This is a genomic window from Collinsella sp. CM84Y_54 (assembly GCF_036317945.1).
GTDB lineage: Bacteria > Actinomycetota > Coriobacteriia > Coriobacteriales > Coriobacteriaceae > Collinsella.
Genome location: NZ_JAWQCX010000001.1, coordinates 45,093 through 64,770, shown reverse-complemented (window position 1 = coordinate 64,770; position 19,678 = coordinate 45,093). Strand labels below are relative to the sequence as shown.

The 19,678-nt window shown below is 58.9% G+C and carries 22 protein-coding genes; 9 read left to right on the top strand and 13 right to left on the bottom strand.

Features of this window, described 5'->3' with window-relative positions; all coding sequences use genetic code 11:
* Nucleotides 1–51: 51 nt before the first annotated feature.
* Both V2391_RS00305 and V2391_RS00300 read right to left on the bottom strand, forming a co-directional pair.
* Nucleotides 52–1,071, bottom strand: a complete 1,020-nt coding sequence (locus V2391_RS00305) for a Gfo/Idh/MocA family protein (protein ID WP_329737808.1) — start codon at nucleotides 1,069–1,071, stop codon at nucleotides 52–54.
* A gap of 93 nt (nucleotides 1,072–1,164) precedes the next feature.
* Nucleotides 1,165–2,352 (bottom strand): aldo/keto reductase, encoded by a 1,188-nt coding sequence (locus tag V2391_RS00300; RefSeq protein WP_148345629.1) that lies wholly within the window; start codon nucleotides 2,350–2,352, stop codon nucleotides 1,165–1,167.
* Nucleotides 2,353–2,515: 163 nt separating this feature from the next.
* Here V2391_RS00300 and V2391_RS00295 point away from each other — a divergent pair, with 163 nt between their 5' ends.
* Nucleotides 2,516–2,710, top strand: coding sequence for a hypothetical protein (locus tag V2391_RS00295; protein WP_138374657.1), 195 nt, complete (start codon nucleotides 2,516–2,518; stop codon nucleotides 2,708–2,710).
* Between the two features lie 117 nt (nucleotides 2,711–2,827).
* On the top strand, nucleotides 2,828–3,742 hold the full coding sequence (locus V2391_RS00290; RefSeq protein WP_329737807.1) for a ketopantoate reductase family protein: 915 nt from the start codon (nucleotides 2,828–2,830) through the stop codon (nucleotides 3,740–3,742).
* Nucleotides 3,743–3,850: 108 nt separating this feature from the next.
* Here the strand turns inward: V2391_RS00290 and V2391_RS00285 are convergent, their stop codons facing one another.
* The 3 genes from V2391_RS00285 to V2391_RS00275 form a co-directional block, all read right to left on the bottom strand.
* The gene (locus V2391_RS00285) at nucleotides 3,851–4,057 is read right to left on the bottom strand and encodes a hypothetical protein (protein ID WP_148345631.1); all 207 of its coding nucleotides are present in this window, start codon (nucleotides 4,055–4,057) and stop codon (nucleotides 3,851–3,853) included.
* 186 nt (nucleotides 4,058–4,243) lie between these two features.
* The gene (locus tag V2391_RS00280) at nucleotides 4,244–5,020 is read right to left on the bottom strand and encodes a hypothetical protein (RefSeq protein WP_117745853.1); all 777 of its coding nucleotides are present in this window, start codon (nucleotides 5,018–5,020) and stop codon (nucleotides 4,244–4,246) included.
* A gap of 312 nt (nucleotides 5,021–5,332) precedes the next feature.
* Entirely contained in the window at nucleotides 5,333–6,643 is a 1,311-nt protein-coding gene (locus V2391_RS00275) for an O-acetylhomoserine aminocarboxypropyltransferase/cysteine synthase family protein (protein WP_329737806.1), read from the bottom strand.
* A 274-nt stretch (nucleotides 6,644–6,917) separates the two neighbouring features.
* Here V2391_RS00275 and V2391_RS00270 point away from each other — a divergent pair, with 274 nt between their 5' ends.
* The 5 genes from V2391_RS00270 (at nucleotide 6,918) to V2391_RS00250 (ending at nucleotide 10,440) form a co-directional block, all read left to right on the top strand.
* Complete coding sequence (locus tag V2391_RS00270; RefSeq protein ID WP_329737805.1) at nucleotides 6,918–7,820, top strand: LysR family transcriptional regulator; 903 nt, start codon at nucleotides 6,918–6,920, stop codon at nucleotides 7,818–7,820.
* A 48-nt stretch (nucleotides 7,821–7,868) separates the two neighbouring features.
* Nucleotides 7,869–8,405 (top strand): ribonuclease HI, encoded by a 537-nt coding sequence (gene rnhA, locus V2391_RS00265; protein WP_329737804.1) that lies wholly within the window; start codon nucleotides 7,869–7,871, stop codon nucleotides 8,403–8,405.
* 73 nt (nucleotides 8,406–8,478) lie between these two features.
* Nucleotides 8,479–9,585 (top strand): Gfo/Idh/MocA family protein, encoded by a 1,107-nt coding sequence (locus V2391_RS00260; RefSeq protein WP_161144854.1) that lies wholly within the window; start codon nucleotides 8,479–8,481, stop codon nucleotides 9,583–9,585.
* Between the two features lie 2 nt (nucleotides 9,586–9,587).
* The gene (locus V2391_RS00255) at nucleotides 9,588–9,998 is read left to right on the top strand and encodes an acylphosphatase (protein ID WP_329737803.1); all 411 of its coding nucleotides are present in this window, start codon (nucleotides 9,588–9,590) and stop codon (nucleotides 9,996–9,998) included.
* A 61-nt stretch (nucleotides 9,999–10,059) separates the two neighbouring features.
* On the top strand, nucleotides 10,060–10,440 hold the full coding sequence (locus V2391_RS00250; RefSeq protein WP_099431458.1) for a Fur family transcriptional regulator: 381 nt from the start codon (nucleotides 10,060–10,062) through the stop codon (nucleotides 10,438–10,440).
* Between the two features lie 77 nt (nucleotides 10,441–10,517).
* On the opposite strand, the gene V2391_RS00245 is transcribed toward V2391_RS00250, so the two are convergent.
* The 3 genes from V2391_RS00245 to V2391_RS00235 form a co-directional block, all read right to left on the bottom strand.
* Nucleotides 10,518–11,315, bottom strand: a complete 798-nt coding sequence (locus V2391_RS00245; protein ID WP_161144853.1) for an HAD-IIB family hydrolase — start codon at nucleotides 11,313–11,315, stop codon at nucleotides 10,518–10,520.
* 82 nt (nucleotides 11,316–11,397) lie between these two features.
* Nucleotides 11,398–11,976 carry an urease accessory protein UreE gene (locus V2391_RS00240; RefSeq protein WP_329737802.1) on the bottom strand — a complete coding sequence of 193 codons (579 nt, stop codon included), beginning with the start codon at nucleotides 11,974–11,976 and terminating at the stop codon, nucleotides 11,398–11,400.
* A 3-nt stretch (nucleotides 11,977–11,979) separates the two neighbouring features.
* Nucleotides 11,980–12,408 carry an FKBP-type peptidyl-prolyl cis-trans isomerase gene (locus V2391_RS00235; RefSeq protein ID WP_329737801.1) on the bottom strand — a complete coding sequence of 143 codons (429 nt, stop codon included), beginning with the start codon at nucleotides 12,406–12,408 and terminating at the stop codon, nucleotides 11,980–11,982.
* A 120-nt stretch (nucleotides 12,409–12,528) separates the two neighbouring features.
* Between V2391_RS00235 and V2391_RS00230 the strand changes: the two genes are divergently transcribed.
* Nucleotides 12,529–13,542: a dipeptidase gene (locus V2391_RS00230; protein ID WP_329737800.1), complete on the top strand. Its 1,014-nt coding sequence runs from the start codon at nucleotides 12,529–12,531 to the stop codon at nucleotides 13,540–13,542.
* A 122-nt stretch (nucleotides 13,543–13,664) separates the two neighbouring features.
* Entirely contained in the window at nucleotides 13,665–14,393 is a 729-nt protein-coding gene (locus V2391_RS00225) for a M48 family metallopeptidase (protein WP_329737799.1), read from the top strand.
* A gap of 6 nt (nucleotides 14,394–14,399) precedes the next feature.
* On the opposite strand, the gene folB is transcribed toward V2391_RS00225, so the two are convergent.
* The 5 genes from folB to nrdD form a co-directional block, all read right to left on the bottom strand.
* Complete coding sequence (gene folB, locus V2391_RS00220) at nucleotides 14,400–14,885, bottom strand: dihydroneopterin aldolase (protein ID WP_329737798.1); 486 nt, start codon at nucleotides 14,883–14,885, stop codon at nucleotides 14,400–14,402.
* Between the two features lie 43 nt (nucleotides 14,886–14,928).
* Nucleotides 14,929–15,510 carry an HD domain-containing protein gene (locus V2391_RS00215; protein ID WP_199409409.1) on the bottom strand — a complete coding sequence of 194 codons (582 nt, stop codon included), beginning with the start codon at nucleotides 15,508–15,510 and terminating at the stop codon, nucleotides 14,929–14,931.
* Nucleotides 15,511–15,512: 2 nt separating this feature from the next.
* Nucleotides 15,513–16,070 (bottom strand): GTP cyclohydrolase I FolE, encoded by a 558-nt coding sequence (folE, locus tag V2391_RS00210; protein WP_329737797.1) that lies wholly within the window; start codon nucleotides 16,068–16,070, stop codon nucleotides 15,513–15,515.
* A 66-nt stretch (nucleotides 16,071–16,136) separates the two neighbouring features.
* Nucleotides 16,137–16,718: an anaerobic ribonucleoside-triphosphate reductase activating protein gene (gene nrdG / locus V2391_RS00205; protein WP_117745842.1), complete on the bottom strand. Its 582-nt coding sequence runs from the start codon at nucleotides 16,716–16,718 to the stop codon at nucleotides 16,137–16,139.
* Between the two features lie 426 nt (nucleotides 16,719–17,144).
* Nucleotides 17,145–19,367, bottom strand: a complete 2,223-nt coding sequence (gene nrdD / locus V2391_RS00200; protein WP_117745841.1) for an anaerobic ribonucleoside-triphosphate reductase — start codon at nucleotides 19,365–19,367, stop codon at nucleotides 17,145–17,147.
* Nucleotides 19,368–19,678 lie beyond the last annotated feature (311 nt).

Here is a 19,678-nt window from a genome sequence, read left to right as displayed (position 1 = left end):
CTACGGCTACGGGCGCGGGCGTCATGATCCCTCACGCGTCAGCGCCAGGTCCTAGAGGGCTAGACGGATTGCATCGATGATGCGCGCACAGCGCTGTGTGGCGGCTAGGGGCATGACGGGACTCTTGAGTTTCCCCGCCCGGATGAGCTGGGTCGCATGCCGGATTTCGCCGTAGAAATCATCGACCTCAAACGGGGCATTTATTTCGAGCATTCGTCCGTCGGAGTACTTCACATGGGCGAGCTCGGGGCGATGGAGGCGCTCGATTTCCAACGAACCCCGCTCGCAGGCAATCGTTAAGCGGCTTTCATATGCTGCTTTGCCGTCGCACACCATATGAATGGGTATGCCGCCGACACTCATATGGATCTCATCGGCCCAATCCACGCGGCCGCCCGATACGTCACGCCAGCGAACTTCACGAGACGAAACATCGCACGCGCCCGTAAGCAGATCCTCAAACCACCCGACTGCATAGCAGCCCATGTCATATAGACAGCCGCCCTGCAACGGATCAAGCAGATAGCCCGAAGGAGACTCGCCGTAATCGAGCTTTTGCACGCTTTCAATCGAGACAATACGGCCAAGCTCACCCGACGCAAGCAAGTCCTTCACGCGAGTGCGCATCGGGCAAAACCGATTCTTCATCGCCTCCATAAACGGCACGCCGTACTCACGGGAAACGGAGGCGATCGCATGGGCCTCTTCTTCATTCAAAACGGCCGGCTTTTCGCACAGTACGGCCTTTCCCGCGCGCAGTGCCCGACAGGCCCAATGCGCATGCATGCCATGTGGAAGAGCCAAGTAGATTGCGTCGACATCGGGGTCGGCAATCAGCGCATCATAAGCCGCATCGCCGCTATCGTCAGCCGTGGCATAGCCGTGCGCGGCATCAATCGAAAACGCCCTGCAAAACTCCTCAACATGCGAAGGAGTGCGACCGGCGGCAGCCACAAGCCGTGCCCCGTCCACCTCCTTGAGCGACGATGCGAATCGATGCGAAATGTGTCCAGCGCCCAAAACGCCCCAGCGAACATCACGCAAACCATCACATGAATCCCGATAGCCCACGACAGCCCCCTTCAGTTGCGGTGGAATAGTTCCTGCTTGGCCCCTATTCTGCCGCAAACAGGAACTATTCCACCGCAAGTTATAAAAGGGGCATCAGGAGCGCGTTTTGCAAAAGGCTTTAAGCGCGGCCGTTACGGGACCAGGCTGGAAACGTCGGCGCACATCGTCGAGACGCTCGGGAATATCAATGTGCTGCGGGCAGTGACGTGCGCATTTGCCGCACTTGACGCAATTGCTCACCAGCTTGGGCTCGTTCGTCCGCACCGCGCTCGCCGTAAAGTATTGAGACAGCCCCGTAAACCAACTATGCGCATAGCTCGCGTTGTAGGCGCCAAAGCAGCCGGGAATATTGATACCCTTGGGGCACGGCATGCAGTAGCCGCACCCCGTACAGGGCACGCGATTCGATTTCTCAAACTCTCCCAGCACGCGTGCGATGGTATCGAGCTGCTCTGTCGTCATCGAATCCGGCAGTGCGCGATCCGCCAATGCCGCGTTCTCGTCCACCTGCGCGGTATCGGTCATGCCCGAAAGCAGCATCGTGACTTGAGGATGGTTCCACACCCACGAAAGGCCCCAAGCAGCCGGCGTCTTCAGGTACGGATCGCGTACGTCATCGAGCACGGCGCGGGCCCGCGGAGGCAGCTTGCCCGCCAGGCGTCCACCCAAAAGCGGTTCCATCACAAACACCGCGAGCCCGCGCTCGGCGGCTGCCATGAGTCCCGCCGTTCCCGCTTGGTAGCGCTCTCCGGCATAATTGTACTGGATCTGGCAAAAATCCCAGTCATACGCGTCAAGCATCATGAGGAAATCCGCCGCACCGCCGTGGTACGAAAAACCTATCTGGCGAATACGCCCCGCAGCCTTTTGGTGCGCAATCCAGTCCTCGATACCCAAAGCTGCCACGCGCTCCCACTGCGCGGGCGAGGTGATGTTGTGCATGAGGTAGTAGTCGATATGGTCAGTCCGCAAACGGCGCAGCTGCTCGTCAAAAAAGCGGTCGAAATCCTCCGCACATTTGCACGAAGCGTGCGGCAACTTGGTCGCGAGCAAAATCTGGTCGCGCAGACCCAGGCGCTCAAGCGAAGCTCCCACACAAGCTTCGTTACCGGGGTAGAGATAGGCCGTGTCCAGATAGGTTATCCCTTGCTCCACCGCACGGGAAATGATGGCATCGGCCGTCTTCGCATCGGGATGTCCCGGCGCACCGGGAAACCTCATGCAGCCCAGACCCAGAGCGGATATTCGGTTACCACTTTTGGGGTCAACACGGTATTGCACGGCCCCTCCCTTCGCCATCAGCGCCCCGGCAAGGCGAAACACAATGGTCACGCAGCCGAAACATCGTGGAATCGCAATCGAGAATGTATCGTAACGTAGCAGAAATCGAGCCGTCACGACACCGCTTTAACATCAGCAAAAAGCCCGATGAAAGGAAGCGACCGTGACCACACGTGAGGACGCCTACCCCTACCCCGGCGAGCAGTACATCCTCTCGGTCGACCGCTATCAGATCGAGGTCATGGACCATCTGGACGAGCTTCCCGCCACAGGCGCCGTCATCTTCTGCACCTTCCCCAAGGTGCGCGATGGCGTTGGATATCCCGCACGCGTTTTCGCGGTCTGCCCCGCAGCGTAAGCTCCACACGTCCATTCATTTAAAAATCGCCACCCTGCATGCACAAGGTGCGCTGGCGGCATACAATCCATCAGGCGCCCCTTACGCGGGCACCTTTTATATGGGGAGATAATTCACATGCAGATCAACAAGGTCACCTTTATCGGCAAGGGCGGCGTCGGGCTACTCTACGGCAGTATGATCGCCCAGGCACTCGGTAACGACGCCGTCGAATACGTTATGGATGACGCCCGTTTTGAGCGTCACGCGGGCGATGCGCTCACCGTCAATGGCAAGCCCTGTGCGCTCAAGTCCGTCCGCGCCAGCGAGGCAACGCCCGCCGATCTGGTCATTCTCACGGTCAAGACGACTGGACTCAACCAAGCACTCAAGACTATGGAGCGCGTCGTGGGACCCAATACGCTCATCGCCTCGCTGTGTAACGGCATTACGAGCGAGCAGAAGATTGCCGAGCGCTTTGGCTGGGAGCATACCGTTCTTGGTATTTGCCAGGGCATGGACGCCGTGTTCCTCAACGGAGAGCTCACCTTTACCAATGCGGGCGAAATCCGCTTTGGCGCGGCGGCCGGCACTGAGCTCGCAACCGTCACCGCCATCGACGAGCTCTACACGCGCTGCGGCATCGCCCATACCGTCGAGAGCGACGTTACGCACCGCATGTGGGCCAAACTCATGCTCAACGACGGCATCAACCAGACGTGCATGGCCTACGGCGGGACCTACGGAAGCGCCACGGAGCCGGGCTCCGAGCAGCGTCGCTGCTTTGTTTCTGCCATGCGCGAAACGCTTGCGGTCGCCAACGCCGAGGGCATTGAGCTGACCGAGGCAGACCTGACGCAGATGGTGCACCTCATCGAGGGAATCGACCCCGCCGGTATGCCCTCAATGGCGCAGGACCGCATCGCACAACGAAAAACCGAAGTCGAGGAGTTCGCGGGCACCATTTGCCGCCTGGCCGTCAAACACGATATCCAAGTGCCGCAAAACGATTGGCTCTATCAGCGCATCCGCGATATCGAGAAAAGCTGGTAGCGCCCGGCTCACCACGTCAACAGGCTCAACAGCAAAGCCGCCACAAGGAGCACTCCCCTTACGGCGGCTTTCATCTTCATCTATAACCAGTAGTCGATGTCCCGACGGTTAGAGCTGCGACTCCGACGCCTGGTCCTCATCGTCGCGACAAAGGACTACACCCGCACTTCCCAGCAGTGCGGCCGCGATCAACGCACTGACCACGATAGAGGCAGCCCCACAAGACCCCTGCATGCCCACAACGAGCGCGGCCGTAGGACCAAGGCAGCCAAGCACCAATGCGACGGCGGCAATAGCAATATCTCGAGCGTTCACAAGACCACTTCCTCCACGAGAAAGACCTTATTTCTCATGAACTAGTGTGCCCCGCGCCCATATGCGCGGCGTACTGCCACGGTAAGCGCTCTGTTAACTCAAACGCATACATAGAACGGGCGTCCTTACGTTGCCCTAAAGCTCGGTAAAGACGCCCGTCCGTCAAATATCCGTGATGCAGAAAAATTACCAGCCAGTGTAGTAATCGGTGGTTCCGGCAGCGCAGCCGGAGTCATAGACCTTGCACTCGCCCTTGGACCCGGTAAACGTGGAGCCCTGGGCCTTATCGCCCGCGGCAACGACGTAGTAGCCATCGGAATCGCGCCAAAAGCCCTCGGCGTCCTGCGTCCATTCGCCCGTGCGGTGGTGATACAACACGTTGCTGCTGTAATAAGTCTCGCGGCGGCCGTTATAGTTATTGACGCCGCTCGAGCGCGTCAGGCCCGAGCCGTTCGCGTAATACGCAGCAGACGCGTAAGACGAGCCGGAGCCAGCGTTGTAATACGAAGCCTGAACGGCCTCAGCGGCCTCGGCTTCGGCTGCGGCAGCCTCGAGCGCCTCGCGCTTGGCATCCTCTAGCGTAGAGCGAAGCTCGTCGAGCTCGGTCGACTTGGCGTCGACCTCCCCCATCGTCAACAGGCTACTCGCGCCGTCGATGCAGCCCTGCAACACAGCGCGCTCGTCATCGGTAGCATAGTCGCCATACATATTCATAATGATCTGAGCGCGCATCTCCAGGGAATCGCGCTTCGCCCCCATCGAGGCGTTCCACTCCTGCATAGAGCCGTAACCGTCACCGCGGTAGTCGACGGGCTGCACCAGCGTCGCCTCGGACGGCGTAGATCCGACCGTATCGGATAGTGTTGCCGCGTGGGCATCAGTTGCGCCGACGCCCGCCAAAAGTGCCACGGTCAGAGCGGCGGAAAGGGCGGCGGCTTTCGGTTTTCGTGAATCGATCCTCATGTAGCTGGAAACCTCCGTAGTGTGTTTTTGCTGCGTTTGGGCTGCGTGTGATTCGATCGCGCTGCATAGTACCCCGAGCAAATCGCGACCTGCGGTTTTACTCAAAAGGCGCACGTCAATTGCGTAAAACTCACATCCTCTCAACAGGAGTTTTCCACAACTCAAATGCATAAATCGTATCAAAAACCCTGTTTTTGCACCCTCTCTATGCAAAAAAGGCGCCTGTGCAACCATTGTTCGCACAGGCGCCTTGATCAGGCATTTTATGCAGTTATACCTATCGAGTCGCAAGGGGTCCTTGCACAAGTCGCCTTACTCGTCCAGCGCGGCGAAGGCCTGCTTCAGATCCCAAATGATATCCTCGGCGTTCTCGGTACCGATGGAAAGACGGATCGTGGAGGGCGTGATGTTCTGCTCGGCGAGCTCCTCGGCAGAGAGCTGGGAGTGCGTGGTGGTAGCCGGGTGCACGACGAGCGACTTGACGTCGGCCACGTTGGCGAGCAGCGAGAACACCTGCAGATGATCGATGAACTTCCAAGCTGCCTCCTGGCCACCCTTAATCTCAAAGGTAAAGATCGAGGCACCGCCACGGGGGAAGTACTTCTGATAGAGCTCGTGATCGGGGTGCTCAGGCAGGCTCGGGTGGTTCACCTTGGCGACGTGGCTGTCACCGGTCAGGAACTCAACGACCTTCTTGGTGTTCTCGACATGACGGTCAACGCGCAGCGACAGAGTCTCGGTGCCCTGGAGCAGGACCCAGGCGTTGAACGGGCTGATGCAGGCGCCCTCGTCACGCAGCAGGATAGCGCGGACATAGGTTGCGAAGGCAGCGGGACCGGCAGCCTCGGCAAACGAAACACCGTGGTAGGAGGGGTTGGGCTCAGCGATCTGGGCGTACTTTCCGCTCGCCTTCCAATCGAAGTTACCGCCGTCGACGATCACACCGCCCAGCGAGGTGCCGTGGCCGCCGATGAACTTGGTTGCAGAGTGGACGACGATGTTGGCACCATGCTCCAGCGGACGGAACAGATACGGGGTGCCGAAGGTGTTGTCGACGACAACCGGCAGACCGTGCTTCTTGGCGACCTCGGAGGTGGCGTCAATGTTGGGGATGTCGGAGTTGGGGTTGCCGAGCGTCTCAAGGTAAATGACCGTGGTGTTGTCCTTGATGGCACCCTCGACCTCTTCCAGGTTATGGGCATCGACAAACGTGGTCTCGACACCAAACTGGGAGAGCGTATGCTCCAGCAGGTTGTAGGAACCACCGTAGATGGTCTTCTGAGCCACCACGTGGTCACCGGCCTGGGCAAGAGCCTGCAGGGTATAGGTGATAGCAGCAGCACCGGAGGCGACGGCAAGACCTGCCACGCCACCCTCGAGGGCGGCGATACGGTCCTCGAAGACGCCCTGGGTGGAGTTGGTCAGACGGCCGTAGATGTTACCGGCGTCGGCAAGACCAAAGCGGTCGGCGGCGTGTTGGGAGTTGCGGAACACATAGCTCGTGGTCTGGTAGATAGGCACGGCACGGGAGTCGGATGCAGGATCGGCGCTCTCCTGACCAACGTGCAGCTGCAGGGTATCGAAACCAAAGGTGTGCTCGGGGTTGTTGATGAACTGGCTCATGACGATCTCCTTGATCAAATAAAAGTAAATAAATAAGAGAGAAGTAAGTCGCTGTCTCCTGATCACGCCGACGGGCGCAAACAGGAGCCCGGCATTCGTCTTGGTAAGCAATTCATATGCGGGCCTCCTTTCGCATCCCGGTTCCGTGGTTGGCTTAATTACCTACCGCCTTTGTGTGTTTTGAATAGTACGAACATTGTTTCCCTCGGTCAATCACTTAAAAGCGCTAACCTGTTATCGGTTTTATAGATAGCTATCGAAAGGACGGGCGCCGATGACCCTCCAGCAGCTTCGCTTTTTGATCGCCGTGGCAGAGTCCGGCTCAATCAACGCCGCAGCTCAGCGCCTCTATACCGCTCAGTCCAACATCTCAAACGCCGTCAAAAGCCTGGAACAGGAACTTCATATCGAAATCTTTACGCGCTCTTGCCGCGGTGTTGCACTCACCAACGACGGCACCGAGCTTTTGGGTTATGCACGCCAGGTCGTAGAGCAGGCCGATATGCTCGAGGCGCGCTACGAGGACGGCGGCACCCCGCAAGCCCGCCTTGCTATCTCGGCCCAACACTACGCCTTTTCGGTCGAGGCCTTTGTCAACGTGGTCGAGCGCTGCCGCGACAGCAAGTTCGAGTTCATCATGCGCGAGACCACCACAGCGCAGATCATCGACGACGTGCGCGCGTTTCGCAGCGACATCGGCATCCTCTATCTGGACGACTTTAATACCCGTGTCTTGCAGAAGGCCTTTACCGATGCCCGAGCGAGCTTTCATCCCCTCTTTGATGCGAAAGTCCACGTGTTCGTTAGCGAGCGTCACCCGCTCGCACGCCGCCCTCAGCTGTCCCTTGCCGACCTCACGCCCTATACGCGCTACAGCTTTGAGCAGGGAACCTCGAACTCCTTCTATTACGCCGAGGAACCTTTTAGCTATATCCCTTGCGACCGCAACATACGAATCTCGGACCGTGGAACACTTACCAACTTACTTATCACGTCGAACGGTTACACCCTGTCGACCGGTGTCCTCTCCAATGAAATGCAATGGGGTATGGCATCGATCCCGTTAGCAGACGCCCCAACGATGCACGTAGGCTATATCATGCACGACGAGCGCAAGCCCTCTCCCCTCTTGCAGCAATACCTCGACGAACTTAACCGCATCATCCATGCCAACTAACTGTCAGAAGACGGGGTAGAAATCGTAGATTGCTAGCCCCCGGCGGGCATGGCGCTACAATGGTCACTCACACGAAACGTACCCAATGAAAGGAAGCCCGTGAAGGTCATCATCTATACCGACGGCTCGGCCCGATCAAATCCGGGACGCGGCGGCTACGGCGCCGTGCTCAAATACACCAACCCCGCCGGCAAGACCTTCACCTCCGAGCTTTCGCGCGGCTACGCCAAGACCACCAACAACCGCATGGAGCTCATGGCCGTTATCGTGGCGCTCGAGGCACTCAACCGCCCCTGCGAGGTCGAAGTCCATTCCGATTCGCAGTACGTCGTCAACGCCTTCAACAAGCACTGGATTGACGGATGGAAAAAACGCGGCTGGAAGACCGCCAACAAGCAGCCTGTCAAGAACCGCGATCTGTGGGAGCGCCTGCTCACCGCAAAGAGCAAGCACAAGGTTGAGTTCATCTGGGTTAAGGGGCATGCCGGCCACGAGCTCAATGAGCGCTGCGACGGGCTCGCCACCACCGCGGCCGACGGCAGCAACCTCGATATCGACACCGGCTTTAACGAGAGCGACCTGTAACGGCGTTTTCGCACGCTTTTGTGTCCTCCCGCGCTACACTCATCCTGTAAACCGAACGGCACGAGGGGGATACATGCTGCGTATAGCGACCATCGGCACATCCATGATTACCGACGACTTTATCCAGGTCGTCAACGCCAACGACCAAGCCGCGTTTGTGGGCACGCTCTCGCGCAATGCAGATCGCGGTGCTGCCTTTACCGCCGAGCGCGGCGGCGAGCGTAACTTCACCGCACTTGACGAGCTTGCGTCCGCCGACGACGTCGACGCCGTCTACATCGGCAGCCCTAACGCACTTCACTACGAGCAGGCCCTTGCCTGCATCGCCGGTGGCAAGCACGTCATCGTCGAGAAGCCCTTCTGCGCAACCGAAGCGCAGGCGCTGGAAGTCTTCCGCGCTGCCGAGGCAGCAGGTGTCGTAGCCCTCGAGGCCATGCGCCCCCTCCACGATCCCGCCTTCCACGCCATCGAGGACGCCCTGGGCGAGATCGTCCCCATCCGCCGCGCCTCATTGCGCTTTGGCAAATATTCCTCGCGCTACAACGAGATTCTCGCGGGACGCGCCACCAATATCTTCGACTGCAACATGGCATCGGGTTCCCTCATGGATATTGGCGTCTACACCGTCGAGCCCATGGTCGAGATTTTCGGCATGCCCTCCGGCCTTACGAGCATGACTACTCTGCTCGACCCCACCACGCGACAGCTCACGCACGGCCCCATCGACGGCTGCGGTTCCATCCTCGCCAGCTACGGCGGTGGCCGTATCTCCGTCGAGCTCGCGCACTCCAAAATTACGAATGACCTGCTGCCCTCGCAGATCGAAGGCGAGCGTGGCACTATCCAGATCGACCATCTGTCCACGCCCCGCAACGTCCGCATCGACTATCGCGGCGATGTCGTACGCGGCTCGGCGACCGAGGCACCACGCGAACAGGGCGACAACAGCCTCGTGCTCGACCTACCCAAATCGAGCAACACTATGGAATACGAACTCACAGACTTTATCACCGCCATCGGCGGCATCGATAACGTTAAGGAAGAGATTTGGGAGACCCCGGCGGGACGCCACGAGCTTGGCCACTACCGCGATGTCACGCTCGTGTCGCTGCGTATCATGGATGCCGTGCGACAGCAGGCGGGTATCGCCTTCCCCGCTGACTCTAACAAGCAGGCATAGCGATGGGTTTTTTCGACAAGCTTTTCTCGGGCGTCACCGGCGGCAGCCGCGAACCCCAAAAGCCCTCTGGCGTCGAGCTTGAGCTGCGCCGTAGGCTCACCGTGCTCGCAAGCGACGAGGCCACTCAAGACGCCCCGCAGCGCTATTTCCTGCGGTGGGAGGGGCAGGTCCAGGGCGTCGGTTTCCGCTTCACCAACACCAACCTCGCACAGGCGCGCTCCCTCACCGGCTGGGTGCGTAACATGGAAGACGGCTCAGTCGAGATGGAGATACAGGGAGCTCCGGCAAACATCCTATCTCATCTCGAGACGCTTCATGCCTCCTACGAGCGCATGGGAACGCGTTTTCGCCTCGTAGACGCCGAGGCCCGAGCCCCACTTGCCAATGAAGACGGTTTCACTCCTCATTATTAGTATTGTGTGCTAAATACGGTATCATTTACCTACGACCGTTGATAGAAAAGAGGCGAGGCGCATGGCGGTGCAAAGAAGGAATACCAAGCAGCGAAAGCTGGTTCTTGACGCCGTACGCCAAAGCTATAACCATCCCACCGCCGACGAAATCTACAACGTCGTGCGCGCGCAGGATGACAAAATCAGCCGCGGTACGGTCTACCGCAATCTCAATCTCTTGGCCGACGCCGGCGAGATCCTCTCCATCAAGACACCGGGCGGCAGTCGCTTCGATCGCACCATCGAGCCGCACGCGCATATCATCTGCACCTCGTGCAGCCGCGTCATCGACGTACCGCTCCCCTTCGATGCCCAGCTCGACGCCAAAGCGTCCGAGCAAATCGGCTGGCACGTCACGTCGCACTACACCATCTTCGAGGGTCTCTGCCCCGACTGCCGATAGATGTTTGGGACATGCCTTAAAATCCACCTTTCCGCACTCTGCAGCAAAAAGTAGATTTCTAGACATGTCCCAAATGTCTACTCAGCAAGTAGACGACGCAGCTCTTCTTCGACCGTGCGCACGTAGCGGACGCGGTCGTTGATGCCACGCATAGAGGGATTGCAGCTCTCCATCAGATAGGGATGGCCCACGACGTTAAGCATGTCGCGATCGTTCTCATTGTCGCCAAACGCCATCATCTCATCGGGCGAAATACCCAGGGCACGACCGTAATCGGCAAGCGCGGAGCCCTTGCCCGAACCGAAACCGATAAAGTCCGTCCATTCGGTTCCCGACGTCATCACGTCGACACGGTCGCTGAAGAGGCGCTCAAAATGCTCCAGCGCCGCCGGCTGATCAACCTCGGGCGTCTGGAAGGCAATCTTAATGACGTCCTCGTCGATGTCCTCGGGACGGTCGACCACCGCCACATCGCAGTGGACCTCATAGCGCAAATGGTCGACGAACGCATCATTGCCGCTCATGGTGTAGAGGTGCCCCTCGCACGAAAGGGTCACGTCGGCATGGGGATACGCAACCACGGCATTCGCGATATCCATAGCAAGGCTGCGCTCCATGGAACGCTTGACAACGGCACGTCCCTCGCTCATCACCAGGGCTCCGTTTTCGCATACATATGCGAGCTCATCGGCCACCGGGGCAAACAGGTGGCGCAAGCTCGCATATTGACGGCCGCTCGCCGGCATAAACACGATACCGCGACGATGCAGCTCGTCGATGAGCTCAAAGGCCTCGGAACGCGGCTCGCGCTCCCCCGGATGCAGCAACGTGCCGTCCAAATCGCATGCAATCAGCTTGATTCCCTCAAGACCCATACGCTTCCCCAAAGCCTCCTATCAACAGCAAGACGGACCTTGATTGGTCGCCCCTCAAAGCCCGTCTTGCGCATACGCGCGCTTAGCCGCGCGTCTTTTTTACGATGGTAAAGTCGGGAGCCATACTCACAACGGCGTCCGCCGCACTCGACGCAAAGCGCCGGTCCGCATCGAGCTCGCATGTGACCACCGAGAGTCGAACGCCCTCGACGCCCCGGAGCATGCGGCCCAAAACAGGCTGCACCGGCGTATACATGCCCACGGTATGCTCGTCCGAATCGCCTCGAAAAAGCGGCGCATGCATATTGCCAATCTCCCAGCACGCATGCGCGAGCGCAATCGGGTCCATGCGGTCAACTTCGACCAAATAAACCTCGGCGCTGCGCAGGCGCACGACAACCGCCACGGGCACCGCACCCGTGTGGTCGACGGCGAGCACGTCGCCGTCGGCAAGACGACCGCCGTCGGCAGCATCCAGCCGAACATCGACCGTGCGCCCCAGCTCCGTCACGCCCACAAACGCGCATACATCAGCCTGGTCCCAATCGAGCAGCAGCTCGTCGACTTCAAAGACGCCGCCCAACTTCCGGCGAAGCAGGAGTTCATAGGACGGATCGTTGAGATTTCCCAAGCATGTCGTCGAAACCAAGCGTTCGGGCATACTCTAACCCTCGACCTCGACGAGCTCGATATCAAAGTTGAGGTCCTTGCCGGCCAGCTCGTGGTTGGCGTCGAGCGTCACGGCCTCGGGCGTCACGTCAATGACGACGGCGGGGACGGGCATACCGCTCGGCGTGGACAGGAAGAGCTTCATGCCCTTCTCGATCTGCTCGATGTTGGGAACCTGTTCGGCCGGGAAGGTCAGAACCATCTCGGGATTGCGCTCGCCGTAGGCATCGGCAGCAGGAATGTGCACGGTCTTCTTCTCGCCCACCTGCATGTCGACCACGGCGGCGTCGAAGCCCTTGATCATCTGGCCGGCGCCGCAGGTGAACTCCAGCGGCTCGCCGCGATCGTAGGAGCTATCGAACTGCGTGCCGTCGTCGAGCGTGCCGCGATAATGGGTCTTGACCTTCTTGCCCTGGTTGGACATGGTAACCTCCGTGATAAGGGCGGCACACAACGCGGGCCGCCATGAACATATGGCGCTAACTATACCCTAGTCATACAATTCAATGACAGTTTGCAAAGAAACGCTGCAACCGGAGGAACCATGGCATACCCCATATTTGACCTACACTGCGACACCGCCGACCGCATCGGCTGGGCCACGCTCGATCTCGACCTGCGCTTTACCGCCGGCACCGACGGTTATTTCCCCGGCGACGAAACGCATCCGCAAGATTTCGACCTCATCGAGGGCAACGCCTGCGCCATCTCGCTCGCAAAGATCGGCAACACGCCGTGGGCACAGTGCTTCGCCACGTTTGTCCCCGACGAGATTCCCACCGCCCACGCCGCGCGCTTCCAGGCGCAGATCATGGCACATATGAGCGGCCAGGCCATGCTCAACCACGACCGCATGGTCAACGTGCGCAGCGCCGCAGACATTCGCCCTGCGCTCAAAGACGGCAAGGTCGCCTGCATCCACACCATCGAAAACGCCACGTTCTTTGCCGAGGACCCCGCGCTGATCGAGGTACTCAAGAGCCTGGGCGTACTCATGTCATCACTCAGCTGGAACGCGCAGGGACCGCTCGCGAGCGGGCACGATACCCACGCCGGCCTCACCGCCGCCGGCATCGAGGTACTTACGCAGATGGAGCACGCCGGCATGGTACTCGACGTCTCCCACCTCAACGATGAGTGCTTTGACGAGGTTGTCGCCCACGCCACGCGCCCCTTCGTCGCCAGCCACTCCAACTCCCGTGCGGTTTGCGGCGTCAAACGCAACCTTACCGACGACCAGTTCCGCACCATTCGCGACATGGGCGGCATTGTCGGCCTCAACTACTGCAGCGAGTTCCTATCCAACGACGTAACCGACAAGACCGCCGCAGACGTCACCTTCGACCAGCTAGCGGCACATATCGAGCACTGGCTCGACCTGGGCGGCGAGGACGTCATCGCGCTCGGCGGCGACTGGGACGGCGCCACGGTGCCTGCTTTCCTCTCCGATGCCAGCAAGATGCCCGAGTTCCAGAACATGCTCTCCAAGCACTTTGGCAAGACCGTGATGCAAAAGCTCTGCAGCGACAACGCGCTTGCCTTCTTTGAGCGTTATTAATTTCACATCCCTTGAGCGGGCCGGCATGCCGAACGGTCGACATGCCGACCCGTCCCCAATCTGAAGGACCGCTTTTGACGCAGCAATTTACGTTTTTCCTACCCCGACCGGATGGCACGTCCTTGCCCGTCGTCGTTACCAAAAAGCGCGTCAAGAACTTCAACCTACGCGTCACATCGAGCGGTGAGGTCCACGCCAGCGCACCGATCGGCGCCAGCCGTGAGCGTATCGAAGCGTTTGTGAAGCGCAACAGCGCCTGGATTATCAGCCGACTTGCCCAGCGCGAGCAACGTCAGGCGACGGCGAGAGAGCCGCTCAGCCCCTCGTCCATCATTGCGCTTTGGGGCAAACCCATCACGGTACAAGATGCGCTCGATCACAACTTTACATCACCCGCACCGCGGCCCAAGCAGGCCACCTTCGCAAGTTTTATGGGTACCGACGAATCGGACGAAGGCCCACAGGCCAAGCGGCGCGCAATCCTCGACGGCCTAACGTCCGACGAGCTCCAGACACGCATCGACCAACTCTATGCATCCGAGGTCACCGCAGCGCTACGCGATATGGTGCGCGCATACGAAATCGCAATGGGCGTCACCGTTTCCCGCGTCTCCGTGCGCAGTATGAAAACACGCTGGGGATCATGCACGCCCAAGACCGGAGCTATTCGCATCGCACGCGAACTTGCCGCTTATCCCATCGAGTGTCTCGACATGGTTGTCGCCCACGAGCTCGTCCACTTGCTCGAACCAAGCCACAATCAGCGGTTTCACGCCCTGCTCGACACGTACTGCCCCAACAATAGAGCTCTGTCGCAGCGGCTCAAAAAACCGCCCGCCAGCAAGATTTAGAGTCGGCTAGCGCACGCGCTCGATCTCGACACCGCAGCTTGCCAGGGGAAGACCGACGGGCGCCCAAGGCTTATCGAGCTTAACACGCACGCCAAGCAGCAGGGGGTAACGACGTAGCAGCATCGAGGCCACACCCTCAGCTGCAGCCTCGATGAGCTTAAACGTATGCTCGCGCAGATAGCCATCGACATCGTGGCACACCGAGCCGTAATCAATCGAGACATCCAGGTTGTCGTGCTCCCCCGCCGCGCGCAGGTCGGCATAGAGCACCAAGGACACGACGAACTTCTGCCCCAGGGCGTTCTCCTCGGGATACACGCCGTGGTTGGCAAAGACCTCGAGACCGTCGATAGTAATGCGATCGGCATGGCGCAGATCGTCATAGCTCACGTGGGGCACCGCCGTTGCGGTGGATATTTTGCCCCTTTCACGGCGGGCGAGCTCGGCACCTTCAGTCTTGGTTGCATTCTCGGGCAGTTTTTTGTTACTCATCGCGATCGTCTCCTTCGTTTAGAACCCCGACCGCGCAAACTAACTACACGCGAATCGACAGGTTCTTTTTATCGTCGCTCCAGTTGCAAGCATTGCGCGCGGGGCATGCAAAGCAGGCGCGCGACGCTTTGTCGGCTGCGTAGAGCAGACGCTCAAGCGGTTGGCTGTTCACGCGCAGCTTTCGATGGCCCAGAATGGCCGTCTTAATGGCTGCGGCATCGGCCGGCTCAAACGCCACGTCATCGGGCATGCCGGCGAGTATTGCATCAGCGACGCGCTCGCTTGCAACATCATGGGATATACCCGATTCATACTGTTCATCTTTGCCGATATCGTGAAGAAGTGCCGTGGCGTAGATGACCTCGCGGTCAAACTCGAGCTGTTCCTCGAGATTCTTGATCCACATAATACGGGCGACATCCAGCAGGTGGTCAATACCGTGGCGGCAGAAGATGCGCCCCGATTCCAACTGTGCAATGTTGCCCAGGTGCCGCCGGAACAGACCGTTGGCACAGATGTAATCAATGCGAGGCATGACACCAAAAGGCGCCAGACCCGAAGCCATAAAACCGCGACGCGGCGTTCCCTCGTCAGTATTCGATGTAAAGTCGTTGACGACTCTCATAGTTAGCGTCCCAGCATCCTAAAGAAACGCTCTTCGAGCGCGGGGTCGGTCTCAAAGACGCCGCGGCGAGCGAGCGTCACGGTCTTGGTGCCGGGCTTTTGCACGCCGCGCATGGTCATACACATATGCTCAGCTTCCATGAGCACAATCGCTCCCTGGGGAGCGAGATACTCCATGAGGGCATCGGCAACCTGCGCACACAGCTGCTCCTGCAGCTGCAGACGGCGGGCATAAACCTCAACCGTGCGAGCAAGCTTAGAGAGCCCTGCGACACGGCCGTTGGGGATATAGCCAATGGTAGCCTTGCCGTAAAACGGCAGCAGATGATGTTCGCACAGCGAGTAGAACGTGATGTCGCGCTCGATAACCAAATCGTTCGAAGCGACGGCAAAGGTTTTGGACAGGTGCTCCTCGGCACTCTGGTCCATACCGCCGGCGATTTCACCATACATACGGGCAACGCGCGCCGGGGTCTCCAGCAGGCCCTCACGAGTTGGGTTCTCGCCTATGCCCTCAAGCAACAGCTTAATGGCGGCCTCGACTTTTTCCTGATCGACCATCTGGGCCTCACTTTTCCGATTTCACGTTCGCGCTATGGTACCACGCCCTCCGGCATCGACCACAAGCTACATAGTATGGGTCGAATAGACCGGATCATCACGCCAAAGTTCAACCGCATCACAAAGCGCAACGCCCTCGCGCTCGGCACGGGCACGCGTAGCGTTCATATCGATCACGCGCTGATTGCTCGAGCCTCTGAAGCGCAACGAGATATCGTACAAATCCTGAACGAACGGACCGTCCACCAACATATCGAGGCAGGTAAGGATGCGGTCCGTCACCTCGGTATGATGACGACCGCCCGGCATAAGCTCCTCGAGCACATCGCCGGTAAAGCACCAAATAGTCTTTCCCGACCCCGATGGATAGGCCGCACGCACGCGTTCGATAAAGTCGACAAGCCCCGCTTGATTCTCAGGTTCCATAGGCTCGCCGCCCAAAATCGTCAGACCATCGATAAAGGGATGATCGAGACTCTCGATAATCTTGTCCTCGACGGCGCGATCGAACGGCTCGCCCGCGGCAAAGTCCCACGCGACGGAGTTAAAGCAATTCTTGCACCCGCGACGGCACCCACTCACAAACAGAGAAGTACGAACGCCTTCTCCATCAGCAATATCGAAATACTTAATGTTCGCGTAGTTCATAGGTAACTCTCCTGGGAGGCCGGGACATATCATCCCGTCCTCAAACATTCTCGGCCTGCGGCCTGCGAAACTGCGGGCGGGACGATATGTCCCGGCCTCATGCAAAGGGCAACTCAATGAACGAAGCGAACATCGAGTATAGGGTTCGAGGTCCAATAAAAACTGGGTTGCGGCTCAACCGCCATCGCAAGTAAATCGCAGCTGCAGCTCAAATTATTTCCGCTAAGAACTTCGAGGAGTGAGCAGGCCGCATGCTGCATCTCAGCTACATTAACTTGGCTGCCCCGTAGCGAGGCCCCGGACCTTTGCTCGATATGAGTTCCGCACGAACAGGAGGCGCCAGTGGCGCCTCCGTCGTGAGCCAGGACTGTCCGAAATAGCGAGTAAAGGTCCGGGGCCTCGCTACGGGGCAGCCTGGGATGGTTATTAGAGATGCAGCACGCGGTCGCGGATCTCCTCGGTTCGACCCTGGTTCCAGAACTGGGTACCGATGTAGCCGCACGTACGACGAGCGACGTTCATCTTCTCCTGGTCGCGGTTGCCGCAATTGGGGCACTCCCACACCAGCTTGCCATCGTCCTCGACAATCTTGATCTCGCCATCGTAGCCGCACACCTGGCAGTAGTCGCTCTTGGTGTTGAGCTCGGCGTACATGATGTTGTCGTAGATGTACTGCATCACGCGAATGACAGCCTTGAGGTTGTCCTGCATGTTGGGAACCTCAACGTAGGAAATGGCCCCGCCCGGCGAAAGCTGCTGGAACATGCCCTCAAACTTGAGCTTGTCGAAGGCATCAATCTCCTCGGACACGTGGACGTGGTAGCTGTTGGTAATGTAGCCCTTGTCCGTCACGCCCGGAATAATGCCAAAACGACGCTGCAGGCACTTGGCGAACTTGTAGGTCGTCGACTCCAACGGCGTGCCGTACAGCGAGAAATCGATATCGCTCGCGGCTTTCCACTCCGCACACTTGTCGTTCATGCGCTGCATGACCGCCATGGCAAAGGGCGTGCCCTCCTTCTCGGTGTGGCTGTGGCCCGTCATGTACTTGACGCACTCATACAGACCGGCATACCCCAGGCTGATGGTGGAATAGCCGCCCACGAGCAGTTTGTCGATCGTCTCGCCCTTCTTAAGGCGCGCCAGGGCGCCGTACTGCCAAAGAATCGGCGCGGCATCCGAAAGCGTGCCCATCAGACGCTCATGACGGCACAGCAGGGCACGATGGCACAGTTCAAGGCGCTCATCGAAGATCTTCCAGAACTTGTCCATATCCTGGTGCGAGCTCAGCGCGACATCAGGCAGGTTAATGGTCACAACGCCCTGGTTAAAGCGACCATAGTACTTAGGCTTGCTCGGGTCATAGTTCAGCGCGTTGGCGACGTTGTTAAAGCCGTTGCCCGAACGGTCGGGCGTCAGGAAACTGCGGCAACCCATACAGGTGTAGCAATCGCCGTTGCCGGCGGTCTCGCCCTTAGACAGCTTGAGCTCGCGCATCTTCTTCTCAGAGATGTAGTCGGGCACCATGCGCTTGGCGGTGCACTTGGCAGCGAGCTTGGTCAGATAGAAGTACGGCGAATCCTCGCGGATGTTATCGTCCTCGAGCACGTAGATGAGCTTGGGGAACGCCGGGGTGATCCACACGCCGGCTTCGTTCTTAACGCCCTCATAGCGCTGACGAAGCGTCTCCTCCACAATCATGGCAAGGTCGTGCTTCTCCTGAGGCGTACGGGCCTCGTTAAGATACATAAAGACCGTCACGAACGGCGCCTGGCCGTTCGTGGTCATAAGCGTCACGACCTGATACTGGATCGTCTGGACGCCGCGACGAATCTCATCGCGCAGGCGATCCTCCACGACCTCGCGGACCTTTTCGGGAGATGCGGAAACGCCGAGCTCCTCAAGCTCGCGAGCAACCTCGCCGCGAATCTTTTGACGGCTCACCTCGACGAACGGGGCGAGATGAGTCAGCGAAATCGACTGGCCGCCGTACTGGGAGGAAGCAACCTGGGCGATGATCTGCGTCGCGATGTTGCAGGCCGTCGAGAAGCTATGCGGCTTCTCAATCAGCGTACCCGAGATAACAGTACCGTTCTGGAGCATATCCTCCAGGTTCACCAGGTCGCAGTTATGCATGTGCTGGGCAAAGTAGTCCGAATCGTGGAAGTGAATCAGGCCCTCGTTGTGAGCATCCACGATCTCCTGGGGCAGCAGTACGCGCTGCGTCAGGTCCTTGGAAATCTCGCCGGCCATGTAGTCGCGCTGAACGGAGTTGACGGTCGGGTTCTTGTTAGAGTTCTCCTGCTTGACCTCTTCGTTGTTGCATTCGATCAGCGACAGGATCTTGTCGTCGGTCGTGTTCTTTTGGCGCTTTAGGCTCTGAACATAGCGATAGATGATGTAGTGGCGAGCGACCTCGTAGCAGTCGAGACGCATAATCTCGTCCTCGACCAAATCCTGGATCTCCTCGACCGATACGGTGTGACCGGCCTTCTCACATGCCTCGGCGACGTTTTGTGCCGCATAGATCACCTGGCGGTCGGTAAGGCGAGAGCCTTCCTCGACCTCCAAGTTTGCGGCGCGGATCGCATTGACGATCTTATCGATGTCAAAGGTAACCTCGGTGCCGCTGCGCTTGATGATCTTCATCCTCTTGCCTCTTTCGCATCGTAGCCTCATTGCGCTTCAGAGCCAAACGATGCCCGGCAGGGCTTACCCTGTCTTGCGGCGCCGTCGCGCAATCTGTGTTTTCGATAACCATAGGCCCTCATGCGGACAATCCTCGCAGCCAATCAAGGGGCTCAAAGATCCATCCAAATGGGGCGAATAAGGTCCTCGTTCTCTGTCCGCCATCTATCATACGACAAAGAGACATCTATATCCTGTATTCTTTTTTTAGGTCAAACACAATATATAGTGTTTCAGCAGGTCAAAGCAATTAGTCATTTTGCAGACGCATT

What these genes read in the sequence shown, in the direction of transcription:
- V2391_RS00260 (WP_161144854.1), top strand. Translation starts at nt 8,479, where the DNA reads ATGCTGCGTATAGCGACCATCGGCACATCCATGATTACCGACGACTTT.
- V2391_RS00275 (WP_329737806.1), bottom strand. Translation starts at nt 6,643, where the DNA reads ATGAGCCAGTTCATCAACAACCCCGAGCACACCTTTGGTTTCGATACC.
- V2391_RS00245 (WP_161144853.1), bottom strand. Translation starts at nt 11,315, where the DNA reads ATGGGTCTTGAGGGAATCAAGCTGATTGCATGCGATTTGGACGGCACG.
- nrdG (WP_117745842.1), bottom strand. Translation starts at nt 16,718, where the DNA reads ATGAACTACGCGAACATTAAGTATTTCGATATTGCTGATGGAGAAGGC.
- V2391_RS00240 (WP_329737802.1), bottom strand. Translation starts at nt 11,976, where the DNA reads ATGCCCGAACGCTTGGTTTCGACGACATGCTTGGGAAATCTCAACGAT.
- nrdD (WP_117745841.1), bottom strand. Translation starts at nt 19,367, where the DNA reads ATGAAGATCATCAAGCGCAGCGGCACCGAGGTTACCTTTGACATCGAT.
- V2391_RS00255 (WP_329737803.1), top strand. Translation starts at nt 9,588, where the DNA reads ATGGGTTTTTTCGACAAGCTTTTCTCGGGCGTCACCGGCGGCAGCCGC.
- V2391_RS00250 (WP_099431458.1), top strand. Translation starts at nt 10,060, where the DNA reads ATGGCGGTGCAAAGAAGGAATACCAAGCAGCGAAAGCTGGTTCTTGAC.
- V2391_RS00280 (WP_117745853.1), bottom strand. Translation starts at nt 5,020, where the DNA reads ATGAGGATCGATTCACGAAAACCGAAAGCCGCCGCCCTTTCCGCCGCT.
- V2391_RS00270 (WP_329737805.1), top strand. Translation starts at nt 6,918, where the DNA reads ATGACCCTCCAGCAGCTTCGCTTTTTGATCGCCGTGGCAGAGTCCGGC.
- folE (WP_329737797.1), bottom strand. Translation starts at nt 16,070, where the DNA reads ATGGTCGATCAGGAAAAAGTCGAGGCCGCCATTAAGCTGTTGCTTGAG.
- V2391_RS00215 (WP_199409409.1), bottom strand. Translation starts at nt 15,510, where the DNA reads ATGAGAGTCGTCAACGACTTTACATCGAATACTGACGAGGGAACGCCG.
- V2391_RS00230 (WP_329737800.1), top strand. Translation starts at nt 12,529, where the DNA reads ATGGCATACCCCATATTTGACCTACACTGCGACACCGCCGACCGCATC.
- folB (WP_329737798.1), bottom strand. Translation starts at nt 14,885, where the DNA reads ATGAGTAACAAAAAACTGCCCGAGAATGCAACCAAGACTGAAGGTGCC.
- V2391_RS00290 (WP_329737807.1), top strand. Translation starts at nt 2,828, where the DNA reads ATGCAGATCAACAAGGTCACCTTTATCGGCAAGGGCGGCGTCGGGCTA.
- rnhA (WP_329737804.1), top strand. Translation starts at nt 7,869, where the DNA reads ATGGCGCTACAATGGTCACTCACACGAAACGTACCCAATGAAAGGAAG.
- V2391_RS00235 (WP_329737801.1), bottom strand. Translation starts at nt 12,408, where the DNA reads ATGTCCAACCAGGGCAAGAAGGTCAAGACCCATTATCGCGGCACGCTC.